At 58.5% G+C, this 22,836-nt stretch carries 26 protein-coding genes and 1 tRNA gene; 20 read left to right on the top strand and 7 right to left on the bottom strand.

Annotated elements, in window-relative coordinates; translation table 11 throughout:
- Nucleotides 1-267: 267 nt before the first annotated feature.
- From BTN45_RS00990 to motA, 6 genes are all read right to left on the bottom strand, one after another.
- Nucleotides 268-705 (bottom strand): hypothetical protein, encoded by a 438-nt coding sequence (locus BTN45_RS00990; protein ID WP_112636815.1) that lies wholly within the window; start codon nt 703-705, stop codon nt 268-270.
- Between the two features lie 5 nt (nt 706-710).
- Nucleotides 711-1,793: a flagellar biosynthesis protein FlhB gene (gene flhB, locus BTN45_RS00985; protein ID WP_004439997.1), complete on the bottom strand. Its 1,083-nt coding sequence runs from the start codon at nt 1,791-1,793 to the stop codon at nt 711-713.
- A gap of 126 nt (nt 1,794-1,919) precedes the next feature.
- Entirely contained in the window at nt 1,920-2,963 is a 1,044-nt protein-coding gene (gene fliG / locus BTN45_RS00980) for a flagellar motor switch protein FliG (RefSeq protein ID WP_004439994.1), read from the bottom strand.
- Between the two features lie 27 nt (nt 2,964-2,990).
- Nucleotides 2,991-3,530, bottom strand: a complete 540-nt coding sequence (gene fliN / locus BTN45_RS00975) for a flagellar motor switch protein FliN (RefSeq protein WP_207588587.1) — start codon at nt 3,528-3,530, stop codon at nt 2,991-2,993.
- A 64-nt stretch (nt 3,531-3,594) separates the two neighbouring features.
- Nucleotides 3,595-4,554: a FliM/FliN family flagellar motor switch protein gene (locus BTN45_RS00970; protein ID WP_022555618.1), complete on the bottom strand. Its 960-nt coding sequence runs from the start codon at nt 4,552-4,554 to the stop codon at nt 3,595-3,597.
- Nucleotides 4,551-5,423, bottom strand: a complete 873-nt coding sequence (motA, locus tag BTN45_RS00965; RefSeq protein ID WP_004439982.1) for a flagellar motor stator protein MotA — start codon at nt 5,421-5,423, stop codon at nt 4,551-4,553. Before motA ends, BTN45_RS00970 begins: the two co-directional genes overlap by 4 nt.
- Before the next feature lie 185 nt (nt 5,424-5,608).
- On the opposite strand from motA, the gene BTN45_RS00960 reads away from it, so the two are divergent.
- From BTN45_RS00960 to BTN45_RS00880, 17 genes are all read left to right on the top strand, one after another.
- A complete protein-coding gene (locus tag BTN45_RS00960; RefSeq protein ID WP_006698197.1) occupies nt 5,609-6,388 on the top strand; it encodes a DUF1217 domain-containing protein in 780 nt (259 codons plus the stop codon).
- 1 nt (nt 6,389) lies between these two features.
- A complete protein-coding gene (gene flgF, locus BTN45_RS00955) occupies nt 6,390-7,124 on the top strand; it encodes a flagellar basal-body rod protein FlgF (RefSeq protein WP_004439975.1) in 735 nt (244 codons plus the stop codon).
- Between the two features lie 11 nt (nt 7,125-7,135).
- Nucleotides 7,136-8,542 (top strand): flagellar protein export ATPase FliI, encoded by a 1,407-nt coding sequence (gene fliI / locus BTN45_RS00950; RefSeq protein ID WP_207588584.1) that lies wholly within the window; start codon nt 7,136-7,138, stop codon nt 8,540-8,542.
- Nucleotides 8,543-8,544: 2 nt separating this feature from the next.
- Nucleotides 8,545-9,108, top strand: a complete 564-nt coding sequence (locus BTN45_RS00945; protein ID WP_022555614.1) for a hypothetical protein — start codon at nt 8,545-8,547, stop codon at nt 9,106-9,108.
- A gap of 170 nt (nt 9,109-9,278) precedes the next feature.
- On the top strand, nt 9,279-9,671 hold the full coding sequence (gene flgB, locus BTN45_RS00940) for a flagellar basal body rod protein FlgB (protein ID WP_004439967.1): 393 nt from the start codon (nt 9,279-9,281) through the stop codon (nt 9,669-9,671).
- A 3-nt stretch (nt 9,672-9,674) separates the two neighbouring features.
- Nucleotides 9,675-10,094, top strand: a complete 420-nt coding sequence (gene flgC / locus BTN45_RS00935) for a flagellar basal body rod protein FlgC (RefSeq protein ID WP_004439964.1) — start codon at nt 9,675-9,677, stop codon at nt 10,092-10,094.
- Nucleotides 10,091-10,426 carry a flagellar hook-basal body complex protein FliE gene (locus BTN45_RS00930; RefSeq protein WP_022555613.1) on the top strand — a complete coding sequence of 112 codons (336 nt, stop codon included), beginning with the start codon at nt 10,091-10,093 and terminating at the stop codon, nt 10,424-10,426. The genes flgC and BTN45_RS00930 overlap by 4 nt, the downstream gene beginning before the upstream one ends.
- An 18-nt stretch (nt 10,427-10,444) precedes the next feature.
- Complete coding sequence (gene flgG, locus BTN45_RS00925) at nt 10,445-11,233, top strand: flagellar basal-body rod protein FlgG (RefSeq protein ID WP_003503427.1); 789 nt, start codon at nt 10,445-10,447, stop codon at nt 11,231-11,233.
- Nucleotides 11,234-11,253: 20 nt separating this feature from the next.
- Nucleotides 11,254-11,742: a flagellar basal body P-ring formation chaperone FlgA gene (gene flgA, locus BTN45_RS00920; RefSeq protein WP_004439958.1), complete on the top strand. Its 489-nt coding sequence runs from the start codon at nt 11,254-11,256 to the stop codon at nt 11,740-11,742.
- Entirely contained in the window at nt 11,739-12,860 is a 1,122-nt protein-coding gene (locus BTN45_RS00915) for a flagellar basal body P-ring protein FlgI (RefSeq protein WP_022555612.1), read from the top strand. The genes flgA and BTN45_RS00915 overlap by 4 nt, the downstream gene beginning before the upstream one ends.
- Nucleotides 12,857-13,393 (top strand): MotE family protein, encoded by a 537-nt coding sequence (locus BTN45_RS00910; RefSeq protein WP_207588582.1) that lies wholly within the window; start codon nt 12,857-12,859, stop codon nt 13,391-13,393. Before BTN45_RS00915 ends, BTN45_RS00910 begins: the two co-directional genes overlap by 4 nt.
- Complete coding sequence (gene flgH, locus BTN45_RS00905) at nt 13,390-14,109, top strand: flagellar basal body L-ring protein FlgH (RefSeq protein WP_004439948.1); 720 nt, start codon at nt 13,390-13,392, stop codon at nt 14,107-14,109. The genes BTN45_RS00910 and flgH overlap by 4 nt, the downstream gene beginning before the upstream one ends.
- A gap of 27 nt (nt 14,110-14,136) precedes the next feature.
- Nucleotides 14,137-14,637 (top strand): flagellar basal body-associated FliL family protein, encoded by a 501-nt coding sequence (locus tag BTN45_RS00900; RefSeq protein ID WP_207588580.1) that lies wholly within the window; start codon nt 14,137-14,139, stop codon nt 14,635-14,637.
- Nucleotides 14,634-15,371, top strand: a complete 738-nt coding sequence (gene fliP / locus BTN45_RS00895; protein ID WP_004439940.1) for a flagellar type III secretion system pore protein FliP — start codon at nt 14,634-14,636, stop codon at nt 15,369-15,371. The genes BTN45_RS00900 and fliP overlap by 4 nt, the downstream gene beginning before the upstream one ends.
- A 374-nt stretch (nt 15,372-15,745) precedes the next feature.
- Complete coding sequence (locus BTN45_RS00890) at nt 15,746-16,978, top strand: flagellin (protein WP_207588578.1); 1,233 nt, start codon at nt 15,746-15,748, stop codon at nt 16,976-16,978.
- A gap of 396 nt (nt 16,979-17,374) precedes the next feature.
- Complete coding sequence (locus BTN45_RS00885; protein ID WP_207588577.1) at nt 17,375-18,607, top strand: flagellin; 1,233 nt, start codon at nt 17,375-17,377, stop codon at nt 18,605-18,607.
- A 243-nt stretch (nt 18,608-18,850) separates the two neighbouring features.
- The gene (locus BTN45_RS00880; protein ID WP_207588576.1) at nt 18,851-20,086 is read left to right on the top strand and encodes a flagellin; all 1,236 of its coding nucleotides are present in this window, start codon (nt 18,851-18,853) and stop codon (nt 20,084-20,086) included.
- A 201-nt stretch (nt 20,087-20,287) separates the two neighbouring features.
- On the opposite strand, the gene BTN45_RS00875 is transcribed toward BTN45_RS00880, so the two are convergent.
- A tRNA-Thr gene (locus BTN45_RS00875) sits at nt 20,288-20,362 on the bottom strand.
- A 154-nt stretch (nt 20,363-20,516) separates the two neighbouring features.
- Here BTN45_RS00875 and BTN45_RS00870 point away from each other — a divergent pair.
- The 3 genes from BTN45_RS00870 to BTN45_RS00860 all read left to right on the top strand — a co-directional run bounded on the left by BTN45_RS00870 (nt 20,517) and on the right by BTN45_RS00860 (nt 22,733).
- The gene (locus tag BTN45_RS00870) at nt 20,517-20,783 is read left to right on the top strand and encodes a hypothetical protein (protein ID WP_207588575.1); all 267 of its coding nucleotides are present in this window, start codon (nt 20,517-20,519) and stop codon (nt 20,781-20,783) included.
- Between the two features lie 102 nt (nt 20,784-20,885).
- The gene (gene murA / locus BTN45_RS00865) at nt 20,886-22,178 is read left to right on the top strand and encodes a UDP-N-acetylglucosamine 1-carboxyvinyltransferase (protein WP_004439925.1); all 1,293 of its coding nucleotides are present in this window, start codon (nt 20,886-20,888) and stop codon (nt 22,176-22,178) included.
- A gap of 114 nt (nt 22,179-22,292) precedes the next feature.
- On the top strand, nt 22,293-22,733 hold the full coding sequence (locus tag BTN45_RS00860; RefSeq protein ID WP_207588574.1) for a DUF2948 family protein: 441 nt from the start codon (nt 22,293-22,295) through the stop codon (nt 22,731-22,733).
- Nucleotides 22,734-22,836 lie beyond the last annotated feature (103 nt).

The raw sequence follows: 22,836 nt of genomic DNA, 5'->3' as shown, positions 1-22,836 counted from the left end.
GCTGCGCCGGAAACGAGCAGAGGCATCATGCGCATCGGCGGTGGTTAAATTGATCCACCGCGACCTGCCGTTCGTTAACAAATCGTTAATTCGATAGGTACCAAACAACAACGCTGATTTGCAAGGCGTTCCTCGCTTTCCCATAACGGTTTTGCGCGCGGTGGCAGGCTTCGGGCAAGGTCGGGTGAAAAAGCGATCAGGCAAAACCGTCGCGACCGCCGTTTCGGCAGTCGCAACCGGTCATCGGCTGGATATTCGGCGGATGGTTCAGGCCGCTTCGCCCTGGTGGGTCGAAACGAATCGGGCGGCCATCAGGCTATGGCGGAGGAACTCGGTGTTTTCGTCCGGATTTTCCGAAGGGTTCTGAAACGACACGTGATTGATTTCGACCGCCGCATGTTCATTGGCCAAGATCAATTGTGCATAGACCGTGGCGCCCATCGGTTTTATTTCGAGATCGAGAACGATCTCCGGCGCGCCTTCCCATTCGAGTTTATATTCGCCGCCGGCGCCGAAATTGATCGTACCGGGATGATAATAAAGCTCCGCAGCCGATGACACGAGATCGGCAATGCTGCCGTAGCACTCGAATCTGAGCAGCGAAATCAGGTCGGCCGGGTCTAGCAATCGTAGTTCTGTAGCGATCGGGTTGATCGCCTCTGCGACGATCATTTCCCGCTGTTCAGAATAGGCGGATTTTTTCATTGGTCTTATTGAACCCGTATTTTCGATGACTTCATGGCGTAAACCCGATGAACAAGCTCAGCCACAGCCTTGTAAAAGGCTGGTGGAATCACACTATCGATCGAGACTTGCGCAAACATGGAGCGCGCAAGCGGCGGGTCCTCAAAAACGGGGATATTATTTTCTTCCGCAATCTCGCGGATTTTCAATGCGATAAGGTCCTGGCCCTTGGCAACGACAACAGGCGCGTCGCTTTCCTCACGCACGTAACGCAACGCCACCGCAAAGTGTGTCGGGTTGGCGATGACGAGGGTCGCGCGAGGCACGTTGTTGATCATGCGGCGGCGGGCACGGTCGCGGGCAATCGATCGCTGACGGGATTTGACGACCGGGTCGCCCTGCGACTGCTTGTATTCTTCCTTCACCTCATGCTTCGTCATTTTTAGCTGGGTGAACCAGTGATGGCGCGTCCATAAAACGTCCACGGCGGCAAGCAATGCGGTCGAAAGCAGGATTACGATCATCATCTTTTTAACGATCTCGACGACCCGGACAAAGATAACCTGCGGATCGGAAAACATCAGGTCGATGAGGCTGTAGAACTCGCCGCGCAGAGCGAAGAACATGATGGTCGAGACGATCATGATCTTGAAAACGGACTTTCCGAATTCCACGAAACCCTGCTTGCTATAGATGCGCGTGAAACCCTTGGCGGGCGATACGCGGGACCATTGCGGGCGCACCCGTTCCAGCACCGGCGACGGCAGGTTCTGGAAAAACGAAGAGGCGAGGCCGAAGACGATGAACATGATCATGGCCGGCATGAGCAGATAGGCCATGGACGTGCCGAGGAAGTACAAAAGCGACAGGGCGTCTGGCCTGGTGCTGAGGTCCCATTGTTCGGGCTGGCCGAACAGGTCCTTCAGCGTCTCGCCGATGCGGCTGGCACCGTCGGGCAGAAAGAAAACGAGATAACAGTAAAAGGCCAGTGAAGACGCAAAGATCGGCACTTCACGGGAAAAGGGCAGATTGCCCTTTTCCGCCGCATCACGGAGTTTTTTCTCCGTTGGGGCTTCTGTTTTACTGTCCTTGTCCTGATCGTCTGCCAAGGCACGTTCCCGGGATAAAAAAAGGCCCGCCGATCCCGGCAGGCCGTCGTCCCGAAACTAGCGCCGGCGGCTGGCCACCGCAATGGCCGCCTGCAGCAGATGAGCCGGTTATCAACCGGCTTCCACTCAGGCCGCAGCCGATTGTTCTTCCGCGGCAGCGTCCTTCAGCTGGATCTGGCCGGAATTGGCCAGCCGGATCGCCTCCTGTGCAACGGCACGGCGGGCAATCGCCACTTCGCGGGTGTTGATCGAGGCCTGCGGCACCGCAAGGTCCGATTCGATCATGCGGCGCTGGCGCGGGCTGATGCTGGAAAGCACACATTCCTTGATTTCCATCGTGGCGCCGCGCAGCGCCATCGTCAAAACATCGGCCGACACATCGTTCAGCAGCATGACGCGGCTGCGCTGCGGCATGAACATGAGGTCGTCGAAGAGGAAGATCTTCGGCTTGACCTTGTTTGCGGCTTCCTTGCTGAGCGTCTCGAGCGAGCTGAGCAACGTATCGACCTGCGGCTTGTCCAGTTCGTTCATCAGGTCGGCAACCTTCGTGGAACCGCCGGCATTGCGCTCGGCTTCGATTTCGTTGATGAGGTTGACCACACGCTTCTCGATGATCTGGGCGGCCGTCGGGCTCACCTCCTTCATGTTCACCGTGCGGTTCATGATATCGGCGCGCTGCTCTTCCGGAATGGTCAAAAGAACCTTGGCACCGAAGGACGAAGGCAGCATGGAGAGAATATAGGCAATGGTCTGCGGATGTTCGCGCAGCAGGAACTTGCCGACGAATTCCGGCTCTGCTTCCTGCAGGCGGTCCCAGATCGATGCTTCATAGGCCTGGAACGCTGCGCGGCGGCCGAGAAGGCTGTCCACTTCTTCAGGGGTCAGACCTTCTTCGAGAATGCTCTCGATTGCCTTGGCATTGTCCATCAGACCCGTTCCTTCGGTGAACAGGTCCTCGAACTCGGCCACGATCTGCGCAAGTTCATCGGGAGGAATGACGCGAAGGGTCTGGGCCGAGGAAATGATCATCTGCAATTCGTGCTGCGTGAAAAACTTCAGCAGCTTGCCGGCGACGCCCTTGCCCATGGCAAGAAGCACCGCGGCCGCCTTGTCGGCCTGAGACAACGGTTTGCCCGCAATTGGGTTACCGAAATCTTCAAAGTCCATCATGGTCTTTCCTCTCCGTCCCCACAGGGATCAGGCTTTCTTCGTACTCAGTACTTCAATCAATTTTACGCCGAAGCGCGTATCGTCGTCTTCCAGAACCGTTATTTCACCGCGCGCAATACGGCGGCCATTCACCATGATCTCGACCGGCTCGCCGATCTTGCGGTCGAGTGCGATCGTCGCGCCCTCCTCCAGGCTCATCAGCCCCGAGACGAGCATTCGGCTGGTGCCGAGAACGATCTGGACATCGATCGGGATATCCATGATCAGGTCGATGTTTTCGGACAGGCCGCTGCCCAGCGGTGCCTTTACGCCCGCAACCTGCGGGGCGGCGGCAAAATCGTCCATCGCAAAATCGGCCGCTCCGCCACCGAAGGCGGAAAGGTCGGTATCCGTAGAAACCTCGTCCGTATTTCCGAAATCGCCGAAGTCGCCAAAATCGGAGAGCGAGCCTTCCGCATCCGTCTTGAGGACGCCACGCAGATCGCCGATAGCCTGGTCGAGGTCGCCGCCGTCTTCAAACGACGGCAACGCCGCATCATCGGTCACAGGTGTTTTCTTCGTAGCCATGCGCTGATTATTCCCTTTGAAACTTGCGTCAGCCTGCCCAAACCCAAAAAGGTCGGGCAGGATTTTAACCCATCAAATGTCGTAAGATCTCGTCGTCCGTGCTAACATTGTTCTTGACCCGAACCATGTAGCGGTCGCCTGACTTGCCGAATTCGCAATTATAGAGCTTGGAACCGTTAGCACTGACCTCAACGCCGATATCGTCCTGGTTGAGGGCCTGAAACGGAATGACATCGCCGGCCACCAGCTTCGAAATCGTACGGAGTGTCAGCGTTTCGAGCTTGATGCGCGCCTCAAGCGTGACCTGCGATCTCTTCACCTGTTCCGAGATCATCTCCATCCACTCTTCCTGCTTCTTCAGCGCCTGAGCTGAAGCCTTGGGAGCGACGATGGATGTCTTGAGCAACGGACGCTGCGGTATGATCAGCGAGAATTCCGACGACACTTTGCCAATGTCGATTTTCATGCGGATGTTAACGCCGTAGAGGCCCGCAATCATCTCGTCGAAGGCACTTTTGCCATTGGAATTGAACGGCGGCTCGATAGCCGCTTCAAAACCGCCCGGCGCATTGACTCCGGAACGGAGCACGCCGCCGATACGTCCTAGGACCATGGCAGCCAGATCGAGCTCGATATGGGAAAGACTGCGCTCATCGGGTTCGCCGATGCTGTCCGGTGCTGCACCGAGCATGCGCTCCATGAGCGCGATGACGAAGCCATTACCGACCGTCATCATGAAGTTCGGGCACCAGTTGCGCAGGGAACAATCGGCCACCGCGACATTCTGCCCGACATTGGCGATCAGGTCGGTCATGAGCCCCGATTCGGAGCCGATATATTCGACGTCTATCGCAATGCCGGTCTCGCTGTGAAAAATATCCGGCAGGAATTCGCTGTAGAGGTGGCCGATATCGGAACCGATCTTCGCGATCGTCCTGCGGTCGGAAAGCCCGCCGGTGAGTTTCGCGAGCAAGGCGGTGTCGATGGCGGGAGCTTTTTGCGCTGCAGCTTTTGCCATGGTCATGCCGCCTTGTTTTCGCCGCCGGGATTCATCATCTCCTGCTCGACGGCGTCGATGGACGGCCGCTCGTAGTTGGAGATGGTCTTGCGGCCATATTCAAGCGCGACCTGCGGCACCGAACCGTTCATGTAGGCGATCAGCGTCTGCTTGACGATGATGTAGAGGCGATGCTGCTTGGTGCGGACGATCTTGACCTGCGAGGCGAGCGGATTGCAGATCGAATAGGACAGGATGATACCGAGCATGGTGCCGACCAGCGCGGCGCCGATGAGGCCGCCCAGCACTTCAGGCGATTCATTGATCTTGCCCATCGCCTTGATGACGCCGAGAACCGCTGCGACGATACCGATGGCAGGGAAGGAATCGCCCATGGTGGTGATCGCGTGGTAAGGCTTCAGCTTGTCGTGGAGGATGGTCTCGATTTCTTCATCCATCAGCGCCTCGATTTCGTGGCTGCGGGCATTGCCGATGATGATGAGGCGGACATAGTCACAAATGAACGAGGTCAGTTCCTTGTTCTTCAGAACCGATGGCGCGCTCTGGAAGATCGAGGATTCCTCGGGATTGTCGATATGAGCCTCGATCTCGTTGCGCGATTTCGTGCGCAGGTCGCGCATCAGCGAATAAAGCACGCCGAGCACGTCGAGATAGTTGCGCTCCTTCGGAACCGAGTGCTTGAAGGCCTCGCCGAGCGCCTTTCCCGAATCCTTCACGACCTTCATCGGGTTCGCCATGATGAAGCCGCCGAGACCGGCGCCGCCGATGATCATCAATTCGAACGGCTGAATCAGCACGTCCAGATGACCGCCCATCGCCATGTAGCCGCCGATGATGCAGCCGAAGGTGATTATAAGTCCAATTACAATATTCATTGATCGACCACGCCCGAACAGTGTTCCATGCCGCCATGTCTAAAAAATGTGGCTTGCGTGAACCTGTCCGCAAAGCCTCTCCGCGCTTCAGCCTCCAGCCAGTTTCGCACAAGCAAGCCGCGGCACTATGCCGGCAAAGGCGGACGTGCGCCTTGAGATCGGGATCAAACGAGAGCGGCGGTTCAGTGACTTCCACCTACACCAGCTACAGACTGATCAGTCAGGATATCGGCAAGTCGCTTGAGCGGGTGTCGAAGCAGCCGGACGTGGCGCGTGAGACCGAATATTACCGCGCAAAGATCGGCGACGTGAAATCCATAGACGATTTCATGGCGGATACCCGCCTTTACAATTACGCGCTCAAGGCGCACGGGCTTGAGGATATGGCCTATGCGAAAGCCTTCATCCGCAAGGTCCTGACAGAAGGCGCGACCGACAAGAATGCCTTCGCCAACAAGCTTTCTGACAGCCGTTACGCGGATTTCGCGAAATCGCTGAATTTCGCGGATCTGGGTGCGGCGGCGACTTCGGTCGATGCAGCCCAGTCGGGCGTCATTACCAAATACACCCGGCAGACGCTGGAACAGGAAGCGGGCGACGACAATAACGGTGTTCGTCTCGCCCTTTATTTCGAGCGCAAGGCGCCGACGATCAAATCCGGCCTCGACTTTCTGGCCGACGATGCGCTCGCGCAGGTGTTTCGCACGGCCTATAACCTGCCCGACGAATTCGCCGGGGCAGATGTCGAGAAACAGGCCGCCCTCATCGAAAAAACGATAGATGTCAAGGACCTGCAGGATCCTGAAAAGGTCGGCAAGCTGCTGGAGCGTTTCACCATCATGTGGGAAATGCAAAACCCCTCGACGACCTACGATCCCCTCGCCGTCTTCGGCTCCTCCAGCGGCTACGGTATCTCCGCCGACCTGCTGATATCCATCAACTCCCTGAAACTCGGAGGCAAATGATATGCAATCCGGACTATACGTCGCCTTGTCCTCGCAGATCGCGCTGGAGCGTCGTCTTACCACCATTTCCGACAATATGGCGAATGTGAACACGGTCGGCTTCCGCGGTTCCGAAGTGAAATTCGACGAAATGGTCGCCAAGAACCATAATGACATGAATGCCAAGATCGCCTTCGTGTCCCAGGGCAACGACTATCTCTCCACGCGCCAGGGCGCTTTCGAGCAGACCGGCAATTCCTTCGATTTCGCCATCAAGGGCGATGCCTGGTTCTCGCTGGATACGCCCGACGGTCAGATTCTGACCCGTGACGGCCGCTTCACCATGCGGCCTGACGGCGCGCTCATCTCCTCCAGCGGTTACCCGGTCCTCGACGCCGGCGGCGGCCCGATCCAGCTCAATCCGAATGGCGGCCCGATTACCGTGGGTCTTGACGGAGCCATCAGGCAGAACGAAAACATCGTCGCCACGCTTGGCATCTTCCAGGCGGATTTTTCGCAAGGTTTCCTGCGCCACCCCAATAGCGGCGTGAAGCCCGTGGCTCAGCCGGTCCCCGTCGTCAACAATCACGAGGTCGGCGTCGTTCAGGGTTATCTCGAACAGTCGAACGTAAACGGGATTTCCCAGATGACGCAGCTCATCCAGGTCAACCGTGCCTTCGAAAGCATCTCCTCTCTGATGCGCGATACCGAATCGACCTTCGGTGAGGGCATCAAGACGCTTGGTGGCGCGCGCTGAGGAACTGACCAATGACAATGCCGGTATCCATGCTTTCGGCTGAAGCCATTTCACCGAAGCTCGCCCAACTGGCCGGCCTTGCCGGACATTATGCCGATCCGGAATTTTCGGTGGCGCCGGGCGGCCACGTTCGCACCATCGCAGCCGGGCACTATACCGTGTCCGGCCTGTCCCGGCATGTGCGGCTTGGCGAGTTTGTCGCCCATCGCAGCCCGACCGGCATCCATCTCGGCGAAGTGGTGCGCGTTGAGCCGGATATCTGCTACGTGTGCCCTATCGAGCCGGGCGAACCGATCGGCATTCACGATACCGTCATCCGCAAGGGCGCCTTCCGTGTCGCGCCTGATGATAGCTGGTGCGGACGCACCATCAATGCGCTTGGTGAACCTATCGACGGCCATGGACCGCTTGCCGCGGGCCTTGAACGCCGTTCGATTTCCAACAATGCGCCACCCTCAATGACCCGCAAGAGGGTGGAGACCCCGTTCAAGACCGGGGTGCGGGCAATCGATATTTTTTCGCCGCTGTGTCTCGGCCAGCGCCTTGGCATTTTCGCCGGCTCGGGCGTCGGCAAATCCACGCTGCTGTCCATGCTTGCAAAGGCTGACGCCTTCGACAAGGTGGTGATTGCACTGGTCGGCGAGCGCGGACGTGAAGTGCGCGAATTCATTGAAGATACGATGGGCGAGAACATGAGCAAGTCCATCGCCGTTGTCGCGACGAGCGATGAAAGCCCGATGCTGCGCAAGATGGCGCCACTTTCCGCCGTCACCATTGCAGAGCATTTCCGCGATCAGGGCGACAATGTCCTCCTCATCATTGACAGCGTGACGCGATTTGCCCATGCGATCCGCGAAGTGGCCGTTGCTTCGGGTGAACCGCCGGTGGCGCGCGGTTACCCCGCCTCCGTCTTCACCGAGTTGCCGCGTCTTCTCGAGCGGGCGGGACCGGGCGCCGAAGGCACGGGCACCATCACCGCCATCGTTTCCATTCTGGTGGATGGAGACAATCATAACGATCCGATCGCCGATTCGACCCGCGGTATTCTCGATGGTCACATTGTGCTCGACCGCAGCCTTGCAGAAGAAGGCCGCTACCCGCCGATCAATCCGCTCGCCTCGATCTCGCGTCTCGCCAAGAAAGCATGGACGCCGGATCAGGAAAAGCTGGTCTCGCGCCTCAAGGCGCTGGTGCATCGCTTCGAGGAAACGCGGGATCTTCGCCTCATCGGCGGTTACCGGCCGGGCACCGACCCAGACCTCGACATGGCGGTGAAGCAGGTTCCGATCATCTATGAAACGCTGAAACAGCTGCCGAACGAACCCGCGGCACAGGATGCCTATGCTGACCTTGCGACCGCATTGCGCGGCGGCGCGCAGAACGGCCAGCCGCAGGTAACCCCGAGAATGAGAGGCTGACCGTGAAGAAAAAGCGGAATAACGATAGCTACGATGAAGGCGTGCTGCCCAAGCCCGTTTTCTTCACACCCGACCGTATTCTGGCATGGACAGGCATCACGCTTGCCGCTGCAGCGGCCTTCTTCCCCTGGTACGTGTTCTTCAACGAGGAAAAATTCGGCATGAAGGTGGCTGGCGGCGACCGCACCCGCGATCTGCCCCATACCGGCCCGCGGGAAGTCTTCAGTGTTTCTCCGATGGCGATGACCAATCGCAACAAGGAAGACACCCCACCGCCGGCCGAACTGCCCGACATGCTGACGACGGCGACCGTGAACGCAGGCGGCAAGGAAAAACAGAACAATCTCGCAGCCGGGGTCGAGGACCAGCCCTTCCCCGGCCAGACCGCCTTCCGTCTGCTGCATGTCTCCAACGGCCGCGCCCTGATCGAAGACGGTTCGGGCATGTATATGGTGAGGGTCGGCTCGACCCTGCCTGATAATGCGCTGCTGACGAAAATCGAGCAACGCAACGGCGAGTGGTTGATAGAGACATCCTCTGGAAAAACCTATCACCCCGAAAAATAAAAGAAATTTCTTCCGATCAAAAGGCGCGCGGCATCTGCTGGCGCGCCTTTTTTCGTTGTGCAGGCCGCGCATCCATGCGCCTTTTCCCGTCGTCGCACCCCTTCGTCTTCTCCGCAAGTCTGACGCAAGATTAGCCCCGTAGGTTCGGGGCATACGAGATGGAGAAGTCTATGCAACCGATTCAACTGTTCGAACTGGCATCCCGCCAAGCGGAATGGCTGAGCGTGCGGCAGGAAGTCGTGGCGACCAACATCGCCAACGCCAACACACCCAAGTTCCACGCCAAGGATGTCAGCCCATTCGAAGCGGTCATGCAGGCCACCAGCCAGCAGGTCGGCATGGCGAGGACCAACCCTGCCCACTTCGGCGAGAGCACACTCAGCGACAACATCGCGGTGCGCGACAACCCCGTCAACAACGAGATCGGCATGCAGGAATCGGGCAATTCGGTCGCGCTTGCGGAAGAAATGACCAAGACCGGCGAGATCAAGCGACAGTACGAGCTGAATGCCAATCTCGTCAAATCCTTCCATCGCATGATGCTGATGACGGTTAAGAGGTAAGCCATGGATCCCTTGAGTGCGGCGAGCAAGATCGCCGGCAGCGGCCTGGAAGTGCAGTCCACCCGACTGCGCATCGTGTCTGAAAACATCGCCAATGCCAGATCGACGGGTGACACACCAGGCGCGGACCCCTATCGCCGCAAGACAGTCACCTTCGGTTCGGAACTCGACCGTGTCAGCGGCGTCGAGCGCGTGACGGTGAAAAAGCTCGGCGTCGATCGCGGCGACTTCATCAACGAATACGACCCCGGCAATCCGGCCGCCGACGCAAACGGCATGGTGAAGATGCCGAACGTCAACATCCTGATCGAAATGGCAGACATGCGCGAAGCAAACCGCAGCTACGACGCCAATCTTCAGGTCATCCGCCAGACACGCGACCTCGTCGCCTCCACCATCGACCTTCTGAAGGCATCGCAATGATCGACGGCATCAAACAACTCGGCTCCCTCTCGCTGACGCGCGGCGCCGGCAGCGTTTCCTCGCTCACCGACAATATTTTCGGCAGCGAGAAGACGACACCAGCGCAGCAGACCGGCCAGAGCTTCGCAAGCGTTCTCGGTAATGTTTCCGTTGACGCGATGAACAACCTCAAGAAGGCCGAAGTCGCTTCTTTTGAAGGCATTCAGGGCAAGGCGAATACGCGTGAAGTCGTCGATGCCATGCTTTCGGCCGAGCAGTCGCTGCAAACCGCCATCGCGCTCCGAGACAAGATCGTGTCGGCCTATCTCGACATTACCAAGATGCAGATCTAGCCCAGCAGGAATATTGACATGAGAGCTCTTGCCATCGCTGCCACCGGTATGGACGCCCAGCAGACCAATCTGGAAGTCATCGCCAACAACATCGCCAACATCAACACCACCGGTTACAAGCGCGCGCGGGCGGAGTTCACCGATCTTCTCTATCAGACCGAGCGCATGCAGGGCGTGCCAAACCGCGCCAACCAGGCGATCGTGCCCGAGGGCGCCAATATTGGCCTCGGCGTGCAGACCTCGGCCGTGCGCAACATCCACACCCAGGGCAATCTGATCGAGACCGGCAACAAGCTCGACGTCGCGATCATCGGTCAGGGCTGGTTCCAGATCGAGGCGGCCGATGGTTCGACGCTCTACAGCCGCGCCGGCGCCTTTAACAAGAACGCCGATGGTAATCTCGTGACGGTGGATGGCTATAACGTCATTCCGAATATCAATATCCCGACCGACGCGCAGGACATCACCGTTACCCGCACGGGTCAGGTGACGGCCCGTATCGGCAACGCCGCCGACTTCACCGAGCTTGGCCAGCTGACCATCGCCAACTTCGCCAACGAAGCCGGCCTGAAGCCGCTCGGCGACAACCTCTTCGCCCAGACACCGGCTTCCGGCGACGCCGTCATCGGCGTGCCCGACGATCCGAGCTACGGCTATATCAAGCAATCCTACCTCGAAGGCTCGAACGTCGACGCCGTCAAGGAAATCACCGACCTCATCACGGCGCAGCGCGCCTATGAGATGAATTCCAAAGTCATCACCACCGCTGACGAAATGGCTTCGATTGTCAGCAAGAACCTGAAGTAAGAACGGAAAGGCAGGCGAACATGAGGTTTGGCCGGAAAAATAACAGCTGCAAAAGGGCACTCGCCCGTATGTGCCTGGCGTCTGCCTTTTCAATCGGCGCTTTCGCGCCTGCCTTCTCCCAGGCGCCAATGGCGCTGGTTCCCGTGCGTACCATCTATCCGGGCGAGACGATCACGTCCGAACAGGTGAAGCCGGTGGAGGTGACCAATCCCAATATTTCCGCGGGTTACGCGAGCGACATCAGCGAAGTGGAAGGCATGATCTCCAAGCAGACCCTGCTTCCCGGCCGCACGATCCCCGTTGCCGCCCTGCGCGAACCCTCGCTCGTCACGCGCGGCACCAGCGTCAAGCTCGTCTTCACCATCGGCAATATGACGCTGATGGCTTCGGGAACACCGATGACTGATGGCTCGCTCGGCGAAGTCGTACGGGTACGCAACATCGATTCCGGCGTCATCGTCAACGGCACGGTCATGAAGGACGGAACCATTCAGGTGATGGCGAAATGAGAGTGCTTCGTATCCTGGCCGCGGCCATCCTGTTTTCGGCCCAGCCCTTCCTTTCCGTTCCGGCAGCCCATGCGGATACGTCCCGCATCAAGGATATCGCATCGCTGCAGGCAGGACGTGACAACCAGCTCATCGGTTACGGTCTCGTGGTCGGCCTGCAGGGCACGGGCGACAGCCTGCGTTCTTCGCCGTTTACCGAGCAATCCATGCGCGCGATGTTGCAGAATCTCGGCATCACCACGCAGGGCGGCCAGTCGAATGCCAAGAACATCGCCGCCGTGATGGTGACGGCCAATCTGCCGCCCTTCGCGAGCCCCGGCAGCCGCGTCGACGTGACAGTGAGCTCACTCGGCGATGCCTCTTCGCTGCGCGGCGGCAACCTCATCATGACGTCGCTTTCCGGCGCCGACGGGCAGATTTACGCGGTCGCGCAGGGCGCACTGATCGTCAACGGCTTTTCGGCGCAGGGCGATGCGGCAACGCTGACCCAGGGTGTCACCACGTCGGCGCGCGTGCCAAACGGCGCGATCATCGAACGGGAGCTGCCGTCGAAGTTCAAGGATTCGGTCAATCTGGTCCTTCAGCTGCGCAACCCCGACTTTTCGACGGCCGTGCGCGTCGCAGACGTCGTCAACGCCTTTGCCCGCGCCCGCTATGGCGATCCGATCGCCGAACCGCGCGATTCGCAGGAAATCGCGGTGCAAAAGCCTCGCGTCGCGGATCTCACCCGGCTGATGGCGGAAATCGAAAACCTGACCGTCGAGACGGATACCCCGGCCAAGGTCGTCATCAACGAACGCACCGGCACCATCGTCATCGGTGCGGATGTGCGGATTTCGCGCGTCGCCGTCAGCTACGGCACGCTGACCGTGCAGGTGACCGAATCACCGCAGGTCATTCAGCCGGCACCCTTCTCGCGCGGCCAAACGGCGGTGCAGCCGCAGACGGATATCATGGCCATGCAGGAAGGCAGTAAGGTTGCCATCGTCGAAGGGCCTGACCTTCGCACGCTGGTTGCCGGTCTCAACAGCATCGGGCTCAAGGCTGATGGTATCATCGCCATCCTGCAAGGCATCAAATCCGCCGGCGCCCTTCAGGCGGAGCTTGTGCTGCAATGATGGAACGTCAGACCAAAAACCTGCTTTCGAATGGCCTTGTCCGCTTCGCGGCGGTCGCGTCGCTGCTGTTCCTGCTGCCGGCCGCCGGCGCGGAGAGCCAGCAGAACGTGGTTTCGGAACTCAGCACGCAGGATGAAATCCAGAAATTCTGCACCAACATTGCCGATGCAGCCCGGGATCAGCGTTATCTGATGCAGAAGCAGGAGCTCGAGAAGCTCCAGTCGGACGTAAACGAGCGCATTTCCGTGCTGGAAAACCGCAAGGCTGAATATGAAGACTGGCTGGCGCGCCGCGAACATTTCCTCAACCAGGCCAAAAGCAACCTCGTCGACATCTACAAGACGATGAAGGCGGATGCCGCCGCACCGCAGCTCGAGAAGATGCATGTGGAGATTGCTGCTGCCATCATCATGCAGCTGCCGCCGCGTCAATCCGGCCTCATCCTCAGCGAGATGGACGCGCAGAAAGCTGCCACCGTCGCCGGCATCATGTCGCAGGCAATCGACAAAAACACTTCGAAGGATCCTTCATGAGCACGCGTCGTCTTCCGGCCCTCCTCCTGCCGCTCGCTCTCCTGGCAGGCTGCCAGAACAACCAGACCCTGAAGGAAATCGGTAACGCACCGGCGATGAGCCCGATCGGCAGCGGTCTGCAATTCAGCCAGACACCGCAGATGGGCATGTATCCCAAGCAGCCGAAACACATGGCAAGCGGCTATTCACTGTGGAGCGACAGCCAGGGCGCACTTTTCAAAGACCTGCGCGCGCTGAACATCGGCGACATCCTGACCGTCAACATCCAGATCAACGACAAGGCCGATTTCGACAACGAAACCGAGCGTAACCGCACCAACTCCAGCGGCTTGAACTGGAAGGCCAAAGCCCAGATACTTGGCTGGACACCGGACGCGGATTCCAACATCAAATACGGCTCCGACACCGATACCCAGGCCAAGGGCAAGACCAAGCGGTCTGAAAAGCTGACGCTGCTCGTGGCCGCTGTCGTGACGGGTATTCTCGAAAACGGCAACCTCATCATCAGCGGCTCGCAGGAAGTGCGCGTGAACCATGAAATCCGCATCCTCAACGTTGGCGGCATCGTGCGGCCGCAGGATGTGGATGCTCAGAACATGATCTCCTACGAGCGCATTGCCGAAGCGCGCATCTCCTACGGCGGTCGCGGCCGTCTGACGGAAGTGCAGCAGCCTCCGGTCGGGCAGCAGGTCGTCGACCTGTTCTCGCCGCTCTGACGCCGCACACGGGGAACGGACTGATCCATGGAAAACGAACAGGCAGAGGGCAAGAAGAAATCCTCCCCTCTGATCATGACCATCGCAGGTGTTGTGATCCTCACCCTGCTTGGCGCGGGCGGAGGCTGGCTCGTCGGCGGCATGATCGCACCGAAGATTGCCGCAACGGAGGCCCATGCCACCGCTGCGGCCGGTGGTCATGGCGAGAAGAAGGAAGAGGGTGTCGAGAAAATCGCGGCCGAACCGAACCGTATCGTCCAGCTCGATCCCATCACCACCAATCTCGCCTACCCCTCGACGAACTGGGTGCGGCTGGAGGTGGCGCTGATGTTCAAGGGGCCGGTGGAAGTCGGACTGGCCGAGGATATCCATCAGGATATCATTGCCTATGTCCGCACCGTTTCCCTTCAGCAGCTGGAAGGGCCGCGCGGCTTTCAATATCTTAAGGATGACATTCAGGAACGAGTTGACCTGCGCTCTCAAGGGCGCGTATCCAAGGTCATGTTCCGGACCTTTGTCATCGAATGATTCGATTTCTTGTAACCATCGCCGTCCTCCTCGCTTTGCCGGGCCTTGCCAATGCCCAGCAATTTCCGTCCGATCTGTTCAACACGCAGATAGACGGGTCTGTCGCGGCATGGATCATCCGCACCTTCGGGCTTCTGACGGTTCTTTCCGTCGCGCCCGGCATCCTGATCATGGTCACGAGCTTTCCGCGCTTCGTGATCGCTTTCTCTATCCTGCGCTCCGGCATGGGGCTCGCTTCCACGCCGTCGAACATGATCCTTCTGTCGATGGCGATGTTCATGACCTTCTACGTCATGTCGCCCACCTTCGACAAAGCCTGGACCGATGGCGTGCAACCGCTGTTGCAGAACCAGATCAACGAGCAGCAGGCCGTGCAGCGCATCGCCGAGCCCTTTCGCACCTTCATGAACGCCAATACGCGTGACAAGGATCTGAAGCTGTTCGTGGATATTGCCCGCGAACGCGGCCAGGAAGTGATGACCGACAACGTCGTCGATTATCGAGTGCTGGTTCCGGCCTTCATGCTGTCGGAAATCCGGCGCGGTTTCGAGATCGGTTTCCTTATCATCCTGCCGTTCCTGGTCATTGATCTGATCGTCGCCACCATCACCATGGCCATGGGCATGATGATGCTGCCGCCGACTTCCATCTCCCTGCCCTTCAAGATCCTGTTTTTCGTGCTGATCGACGGCTGGAACCTGCTTGTCGGCAGCCTCGTCAGATCGTTCAACTGACGGGCATTCGTGCCAAAATAAAACTTCGTTAATCGTGTTTGTTAACCCCGCAGCCCCACGGCAGCGGGGTTTCGCGTTTTAAGGCTTTGGTTACCTAATTTGCAAGGGGCCGGATAACTATAATCGTCAGGCAATAGCTAACCATTTTCAATAACTCCTGAGTAACTATAAGTAATTCATCACCAAAGCAGCCGCCAAAATTAATACTTGCGCAATTCTTTGCTGGGAAACTCCAATCCACACGCAGCGGGTTTGGTTTCCAGAACATAGTATTTCTGGACCGAGTGGCATGAAGCCGAAACGTTGTGGCCGGTAATACCAAGTCCGGAATGTCCCCACTCCAGTATCTCGTAAAAACAAGGGACACATTTATTATGGCAAGCGTTCTTACAAACATTAACGCCATGTCTGCTCTTCAGACGCTGCGTTCGATTTCTTCTAACATGGAAGACACCCAGAGCCGCATTTCCAGCGGCATGCGCGTTGGCTCGGCTTCCGATAACGCCGCTTATTGGTCCATCGCGACCACCATGCGTTCCGACAATGCCTCGCTCTCCGCCGTTCAGGATGCTATCGGTCTTGGCGCAGCAAAGGTCGACACGGCTTCTGCCGGCATGGAAGCGGTTATCGACGTTGTGAAGCAAATCAAGAACAAGCTGGTGACGGCTCAGGAATCTTCCGCCGACAAAACGAAGATCCAGGGCGAAGTCAAGCAGCTTCAGGAGCAGCTCAAGGGCATCGTGGATTCCGCGTCCTTCTCCGGCGAAAACTGGCTCAAGGGCGATCTCTCCACCACAGCTACCAAGTCGGTCGTCGGCTCCTTCGTTCGTGAAGGCGGCACCGTTTCGGTCAAGACCATCGATTACGCTCTCAACGCCTCCAAGGTTCTGGTAGATACCCGCGCAACGGGCACCAAGACCGGCATTCTTGATACCGCTTATACCGGGCTCAACGCCAATACGGTAACGGTCGATATCAACAAGGGTGGCGTCATCACGCAGGCCTCCGTCCGCGCCTACTCGACGGACGAGCTGCTTTCCCTCGGCGCAAAGGTCGACGGCGCTAACAGCAACGTTGCTGTCGGCGGTGGCGCAGCCTACGTCAAGGTCAATGGCAGCTGGGTAAAGGGCAGCGTCGTGGCGGATGCTTCCATCACGTCTTCCACGCCAATTGCAGGCAAGTTCGCCGCAGCTTATACAGCTCTTGAAGCCGGCGCGGTAGCAGCAGCAGGCGACGCCATCATCGTTGACGAGACCAACAGCGGCGCCGGTGCGGTCAACCTCACCCAGTCGGTCCTGACCATGGATGTCAGCGCCATGACCGCAACCGATGTCGGCAGCTATCTCAAGGGCGTCGAAAAGGCTCTCACCAGCCTGACAAGCGCGGCTGCCGAACTTGGTTCAATCTCCATGCGTATCGGCCTGCAGGAAGACTTCGCTTCCAAGCTGTCCAATGCTCTCGATAAAGGCATCGGCCGCCTCGTTGACGCCGACATGAACGAAGAGTCCACCAAGCTCAAGGCTCTCCAGACGCAGCAGCAGCTGGCGATCCAGTCGCTCTCCATCGCAAACAGCGACTCCCAGAACATTCTGTCGCTGTTCCGTTAAGACCTAACATTCCCCAGCCTTCCAGGGCTGGGGTCAAAATTTAGACCAGCTGCGTGGTGGCTGACCAAGCACCTGGTGAAATAAAGCAATAAATGGCTGGAGGCTGAACCAGCTATACACATGAAAGGCCGCGTCTTTTGAATAAGATGCGGCCTTATCATTTTTTTAAGGTCCTTCAGATACGCGCGCGCACGCAAGAGTTGAAAATTTAAATCAAAAGGTGCTGATTTTTGACTCAGCTTAGGGCTTCATTAACCAAAGAGAGATTAGCTAAAGCCATCGAAACGGCGGGCTAACCTTTAAAAATCAGCCGGTTAGCAGGCATGATGCTGTGCGCCGTTCCCGGTGAAACCGGAATGTCCCTTCTTTAATCAGCCATTCAAGGGGCACTATATTATGACGAGCATTCTCACCAACGCTGCGGCCATGTCGGCTCTCCAGACCCTGCGCACAATCGGCCAGAACATGGAAAATACCCAGGCCAGCGTCTCTTCCGGCCTGCGGGTTGGTTCCGCGTCCGACAACGCCGCTTATTGGTCCATCGCGACCACCATGCGTTCCGACAATGGCGCTCTTTCCGCCGTGCAGGACGCACTTGGCCTCGGCGCAGCCAAGGTCGACACCGCTTCGGCGGGTATGGAATCGATCATTGATGTCGTAAAGCAGATCAAGAACAAACTGGTTGCCGCAACAGAAGACGGCGTTGACAAGGCCAAGATCCAGGGCGAAGTGAAGCAGCTTCAGGATCAGATCAAGGGCATCGTGGATTCCGCGTCCTTCTCCGGCGAAAACTGGCTCAAGGGCGATCTCTCCACAACGACCACCAAGTCCGTCGTCGGCTCCTTCGTTCGTGAAGGCGGCACCGTTTCGGTCAAGACCATCGGCTACACGCTGGATGCATCCAAGGTGCTGGTAGATACCCGCGCAACGGGCACCAAGACCGGCATTCTCGACTCGGTTTACACCGGCCTCAACGCCAATACGGTAACGGTCGATATCAACAAAGGCGGCGTCATCACGCAGGCCTCCGTCCGCGCCTACTCGACGGACGAGCTGCTTTCCCTCGGCGCAAAGGTCGACGGCGCTAACAGCAACGTTGCTGTCGGCGGTGGCGCAGCCTACGTCAAGGTCAATGGCAGCTGGGTAAAGGGCAGCGTCGTGGCGGATGCTTCCATCACGTCTTCCACGCCAATTGCAGGCAAGTTCGCCGCAGCTTATACAGCTCTTGAAGCCGGCGCGGTAGCAGCAGCAGGCGACGCCATCATCGTTGACGAGACCAACAGCGGCGCCGGTGCGGTCAACCTCACCCAGTCGGTCCTGACCATGGATGTCAGCGCCATGACCGCAACCGATGTCGGCAGCTATCTCAAGGGCGTCGAAAAGGCCCTCACCAGCCTGACGAGCGCGGCTGCCGAACTTGGTTCAATCTCCATGCGTATCGGCCTGCAGGAAGACTTTGCTTCCAAGCTGTCCGACTCCATCGACAAGGGCATCGGCCGCCTCGTCGACGCCGACATGAACGAAGAGTCCACCAAGCTCAAGGCTCTCCAGACGCAGCAGCAGCTGGCAATCCAGTCGCTCTCCATCGCAAACAGCGACTCCCAGAACATCTTGACGCTGTTCCGTTAATCGCAACGTCAAAAAATCAGGCCGCGCTTTTTTGAAAGCGCGGCTTTTATTTTTTATCGCTGGATTTATTTTCCCGCGCTTGCCTTAGCGTTTTGTTAACCACTCGCCCCTTAAAACGATCCCATCGAAACGATTGGTTAACCAAGACGAAGAAAAGGTTAGCAGGCATTACGCCGCACTTTCGTTCACCGGTGTGATCCGGAATGTCCCTTCTTTAATCAGCCATTCAAGGGGCACTATATTATGACAAGCATTCTTACCAACACTGCGGCCATGTCGGCTCTCCAGACCCTGCGCTCTATCGGCCAGAACATGGAAAATACCCAGGCCCGCGTTTCTTCCGGCCTGCGAGTTGCCGGCGCTTCCGACAACGCAGCATACTGGTCGATCGCCACCACCATGCGTTCCGACAATGGCGCTCTTTCCGCCGTGCAGGACGCACTCGGCCTCGGCGCAGCCAAGGTCGATACCGCTTATGCCGGCATGGAATCAGCCGTTGAAGTCGTGAAGCAGATCAAGAACAAACTGGTTGCCGCAACAGAAGACGGCGTTGACAAGGCCAAGATCCAGGGCGAAGTCAAGCAGCTTCAGGATCAGCTCAAGGCAATCGTCGATTCGGCGTCCTTCTCCGGCGAAAACTGGCTCAAGGGCGATCTCTCCACAACGACCACCAAGTCGGTCGTCGGCTCTTTCGTTCGTGAAGGCGGCACCGTTTCGGTCAAAACAATCAGCTACACGCTGGATGCATCCAAGGTGCTGGTGGATACTCGTGCAACAGGCACCAAGACCGGCATTCTCGACTCGGTCTATACCGGCCTCAACGCCAATACGGTAACGGTCGATATCAACAAGGGTGGCGTCGTTACACAGGCCTCCGTCCGCGCCTACTCGACGGACGAGCTGCTTTCCCTCGGCGCAAAGGTCGACGGCGCTAACAGCAACGTTGCTGTCGGCGGTGGCGCAGCCTACGTCAAGGTCAATGGCAGCTGGGTAAAGGGCAGCGTCGTGGCGGATGCTTCCATCACGTCTTCCACGCCAATTGCAGGCAAGTTCGCCGCAGCTTATACAGCTCTTGAAGCCGGCGCGGTAGCAGCAGCAGGCGACGCCATCATCGTTGACGAGACCAACAGCGGCGCCGGTGCGGTCAACCTCACCCAGTCGGTCCTGACCATGGACGTCAGCGCCATGACCGCAACCGATGTCGGCAGCTATCTCAAGGGCGTCGAAAAGGCTCTCACCAGCCTGACGTCTGCCGCCGCTCAACTCGGTTCGATCAAGATGCGCATTGATCTGCAGGAAGACTTCGCTTCCAAGCTGTCCGACTCCATCGACAAGGGCATCGGCCGCCTCGTTGACGCCGACATGAACGAAGAATCCACGCGATTGAAGGCTCTCCAGACGCAGCAGCAGCTGGCGATCCAGTCGCTCTCCATCGCCAATACCAGCTCCGAAAACATCCTGTCGCTATTCCGTCAGTAAGCGGCGCCCGTTGGCTACGGGCGGTTTCGTCCCGCTCTGGCAGCAACAGAATATTCGGATATGGAAACCGCGCTCCGCAAGGGGCGCGGTTTTCCCGTCTGCCAAGCTTTCACGAAGCAGCAACACGCCGGAATGCGGTGAGCAACATGCAGGGTGCAGGGCTTGAGTAAGCGCGCAACTTGTTGAATTGTCGAGGTAAAATGGTGCTGCTAGAGAGATTTGAACTCTCGGCCTCTCCCTTACCAAGGGAGTGCTCTACCCCTGAGCTATAGCAGCATCCGGTGCCGAAGCATTGCTTCAGCATCAAGCGTGGCGGCCTATTGCCACAGGTTTTTGACGAGCGCAAGTCGCAAAACGATATTCTTCATAAAGCGGCGCAAAAAAGCGTCCCCCCTGTTGAAAACAGCATTTTTCAGATATTGCTGAATCTATGACCGAACATCACGACAAACAGGTGAAGACAGCGCTCTGCGGCGACTTTTCCGCGGGCGTATCCGACGCAGCGGCCAGCGGCAAGCCGCAGGCGGGGCCCGGCGAAAAGGCGCGCCAGCGCGAGGCGGAACGGAAGGCGCGTGCCGCGAAGAAACTTCGCGAAAATCTTTTGAAGCGCAAACAACAGGTTCGCGCGCGCCGTGCTGGCGACGCAGACGACACCATTGGCCTGCCTGCCGCAAAAACGGACGAATCATCCTCATAGAGAATTCACAGCATAAAATTGAAACGCCGCGGAAATTCGTCTAAGGACGCGCCTTTCCGCAAGGCACGATAAAGAAAGGCGGGCACAGGCCCGTAGGGACGCATGGATCGCATCAGAATTACGGGTGGCAACAAGCTCAACGGCATCATCCCCATCTCCGGCGCCAAAAACGCCGCCTTACCGCTGATGATCGCATCGCTGCTGACCAGCGATACGCTGACGCTCGAAAACGTGCCGCATCTGGCTGACGTGGAGCAGCTGATCCGTATCCTCGGCAATCATGGCGTGGATATTTCCGTGAATGGCCGCCGCGAAAGCCAGGGCGAAGCTTATTCCCGTACCGTGCATTTCACCTGCCGCACCATTGTCGATACCACCGCTCCGTACGAGCTGGTCTCCAAGATGCGTGCAAGCTTCTGGGTCATCGGCCCGCTTCTGGCGCGTGAGGGCCGCGCCCGCGTCTCCCTGCCTGGCGGCTGCGCCATCGGCACGCGTCCCGTTGACCTGTTCATCGAGGGCCTGCAGGCGCTCGGCGCGACGATGGAGATCGATGGCGGCTACATCAATGCCTCGGCCCCCAAGGGCGGCCTCATCGGCGCGGTCTATACCTTCCCCAAAGTTTCGGTTGGCGCGACGCATGTGATGCTGATGGCTGCAAGCCTTGCCCGTGGCACAACCGTCATCCACAACGCCGCCCGCGAGCCCGAGGTTGTCGATCTGGCGCACTGCCTGATCGCAATGGGCGCGAAGATCGAAGGCGCCGGCACCTCCACAATCACCATCGAAGGCGTTACCTCGCTTTCCGGCGCGCGCCACCGGGTTTTGCCCGATCGTATTGAAACCGGCACCTATGCCATGGCAGTGGCCATGACCGGCGGTGATGTCGTGCTGGAAGGCACGCGCGCATCGCTGCTCGACAATGCACTTGATACGCTCAGGCTCGCGGGCGCTACGATCAGCGAGACGGAAACCGGCCTGCGCGTGGTGCGCAACGGCAATGGCATTCAGCCGGTCGATGTCGTCACTGAACCGTTCCCCGGCTTCCCGACAGACCTGCAGGCGCAGTTCATGGCGCTGATGACCCGTTCCCAGGGCGTTTCCCACATTACCGAAACGATCTTCGAAAACCGCTTCATGCATGTGCAGGAGCTTGCCCGGCTCGGTGCGAAGATTTCGCTTTCCGGTCAGATGGCCCGCATCGAAGGCGTTTCCCGCCTCAAGGGTGCGCCTGTGATGGCGACCGATCTGCGCGCTTCCGTGTCGCTGGTCATTGCCGGCCTCGTGGCCGAGGGCGAGACCATGGTGTCGCGCGTCTATCATCTAGACCGCGGCTTCGAACGCCTCGAGGAAAAGCTCACCCGCTGCGGCGCGTTGGTCGAGCGCGTCAGCGATTGATCCATTCATCGCCGCTCATCCGTTTTCTACCCGTTGCACAGCGGGCCGGGACTGCCTATTTCCATTGTAAGTCATGGAAATAGCGGTCCGCACCGCACAAGAAGGAAGAAAAAGATGAGCGGCCTGAAATTGCTCGCGCTGGATACTGAAGATCTCTCCGTCATCTCGACCCATATGCAGGACAGTGTCTTCAAGCTGAAGGATGTTGCCTTCGAGCCGAAACACGGCCAGTTCACCTTTTCCGCCAACCGTTTCGTCTGGGAAAGCGCCGATAAAAAGCACCTGCCACCGGAACGCTGCCGCACAGTTGTTTTCCTGAAGCGTGTCTCCGCCGTTCGTTCGCAGTCCATCAACCTGGCCGACAGGGAGCAGGTTCTTTCGCTTCTGGCGATACGTTTCACACCGAATGGCGGAGGCCCGGATGGCCTTGTGGAACTGGCCCTTTCCGGCGGCGGCACCATCGCGCTTGATGTCGAATGCATCGAGGCGCAGTTGACTGATGTGAGCGGTGCGTGGGAAACCGCCACCAAACCGCATCATCCCGACAGCGAATAAGCTTTCCGGACTGTCGGGACGGTTGCCTTTCCGTCCCGTTTCGATTTATGCCACATACCAGAGCCGCAATCGTTCTGCGGTAAGTCGTGCACCCCGTGGGGAC

This window comes from Rhizobium sp. ZX09 (assembly GCF_017357485.1).
Lineage (GTDB): Bacteria > Pseudomonadota > Alphaproteobacteria > Rhizobiales > Rhizobiaceae > Agrobacterium > Agrobacterium pusense.
The sequence above is the reverse complement of the archived record's forward strand: the minus strand, read 5'-3'. Positions and strand labels throughout refer to the sequence as shown.

Excerpts from the sequence above, each read along its gene's own strand:
- BTN45_RS00990 (WP_112636815.1), bottom strand. The coding sequence starts at position 705 with ATGAAAAAATCCGCCTATTCTGAACAGCGGGAAATGATCGTCGCAGAG.
- fliG (WP_004439994.1), bottom strand. The coding sequence starts at position 2,963 with ATGATGGACTTTGAAGATTTCGGTAACCCAATTGCGGGCAAACCGTTG.
- fliN (WP_207588587.1), bottom strand. The coding sequence starts at position 3,530 with ATGGCTACGAAGAAAACACCTGTGACCGATGATGCGGCGTTGCCGTCG.
- BTN45_RS00970 (WP_022555618.1), bottom strand. The coding sequence starts at position 4,554 with ATGACCATGGCAAAAGCTGCAGCGCAAAAAGCTCCCGCCATCGACACC.
- motA (WP_004439982.1), bottom strand. The coding sequence starts at position 5,423 with ATGAATATTGTAATTGGACTTATAATCACCTTCGGCTGCATCATCGGC.
- flgF (WP_004439975.1), top strand. The coding sequence starts at position 6,390 with ATGCAATCCGGACTATACGTCGCCTTGTCCTCGCAGATCGCGCTGGAG.
- fliI (WP_207588584.1), top strand. The coding sequence starts at position 7,136 with ATGACAATGCCGGTATCCATGCTTTCGGCTGAAGCCATTTCACCGAAG.
- flgB (WP_004439967.1), top strand. The coding sequence starts at position 9,279 with ATGCAACCGATTCAACTGTTCGAACTGGCATCCCGCCAAGCGGAATGG.
- flgC (WP_004439964.1), top strand. The coding sequence starts at position 9,675 with ATGGATCCCTTGAGTGCGGCGAGCAAGATCGCCGGCAGCGGCCTGGAA.
- BTN45_RS00930 (WP_022555613.1), top strand. The coding sequence starts at position 10,091 with ATGATCGACGGCATCAAACAACTCGGCTCCCTCTCGCTGACGCGCGGC.
- flgG (WP_003503427.1), top strand. The coding sequence starts at position 10,445 with ATGAGAGCTCTTGCCATCGCTGCCACCGGTATGGACGCCCAGCAGACC.
- flgA (WP_004439958.1), top strand. The coding sequence starts at position 11,254 with ATGAGGTTTGGCCGGAAAAATAACAGCTGCAAAAGGGCACTCGCCCGT.
- BTN45_RS00915 (WP_022555612.1), top strand. The coding sequence starts at position 11,739 with ATGAGAGTGCTTCGTATCCTGGCCGCGGCCATCCTGTTTTCGGCCCAG.
- BTN45_RS00910 (WP_207588582.1), top strand. The coding sequence starts at position 12,857 with ATGATGGAACGTCAGACCAAAAACCTGCTTTCGAATGGCCTTGTCCGC.
- flgH (WP_004439948.1), top strand. The coding sequence starts at position 13,390 with ATGAGCACGCGTCGTCTTCCGGCCCTCCTCCTGCCGCTCGCTCTCCTG.
- BTN45_RS00900 (WP_207588580.1), top strand. The coding sequence starts at position 14,137 with ATGGAAAACGAACAGGCAGAGGGCAAGAAGAAATCCTCCCCTCTGATC.
- fliP (WP_004439940.1), top strand. The coding sequence starts at position 14,634 with ATGATTCGATTTCTTGTAACCATCGCCGTCCTCCTCGCTTTGCCGGGC.
- BTN45_RS00890 (WP_207588578.1), top strand. The coding sequence starts at position 15,746 with ATGGCAAGCGTTCTTACAAACATTAACGCCATGTCTGCTCTTCAGACG.
- BTN45_RS00885 (WP_207588577.1), top strand. The coding sequence starts at position 17,375 with ATGACGAGCATTCTCACCAACGCTGCGGCCATGTCGGCTCTCCAGACC.
- BTN45_RS00880 (WP_207588576.1), top strand. The coding sequence starts at position 18,851 with ATGACAAGCATTCTTACCAACACTGCGGCCATGTCGGCTCTCCAGACC.
- BTN45_RS00870 (WP_207588575.1), top strand. The coding sequence starts at position 20,517 with ATGACCGAACATCACGACAAACAGGTGAAGACAGCGCTCTGCGGCGAC.
- murA (WP_004439925.1), top strand. The coding sequence starts at position 20,886 with ATGGATCGCATCAGAATTACGGGTGGCAACAAGCTCAACGGCATCATC.
- BTN45_RS00860 (WP_207588574.1), top strand. The coding sequence starts at position 22,293 with ATGAGCGGCCTGAAATTGCTCGCGCTGGATACTGAAGATCTCTCCGTC.